This window comes from Burkholderia sp. SIMBA_051 (assembly GCF_046534915.1).
GTDB lineage: Bacteria > Pseudomonadota > Gammaproteobacteria > Burkholderiales > Burkholderiaceae > Burkholderia > Burkholderia ambifaria.
This window is the reverse complement of sequence record NZ_JAWRXS010000889.1, coordinates 1-236: the sequence shown is the minus strand read 5'-3', so window position 1 is coordinate 236 and position 236 is coordinate 1. Positions and strand designations below refer to the sequence as shown.

At 58.1% G+C, this 236-nt stretch carries 1 pseudogene; it reads left to right on the top strand.

Annotated features, from left to right (window positions below):
• A pseudogene (locus SB771_RS37010) lies at nucleotides 1-236 on the top strand (pyridoxal-dependent decarboxylase, exosortase A system-associated); the annotation flags it as partial.

The following is a 236-nucleotide window of genomic DNA, read 5'->3' as shown; positions in this document are numbered from 1 at the left end:
AATTTGGACGATATTTGGTCGGGGAAGCCGGCATCTATGTGTGCCGCATTATCGATCGCAAGATATCCCGAGACAGAACGTTCCTGATCACGGATGGCGGCCTGCACCACCATCTGGCGGCATCGGGGAACTTCGGGCAGATTCTGCGCCGCAATTTTCCAGTCACGATCGGGAATCGCCAGACTCAAGCCCCCACGGAGCGTTGCCACATCGTCGGATGTCTGTGCACGCCGCTC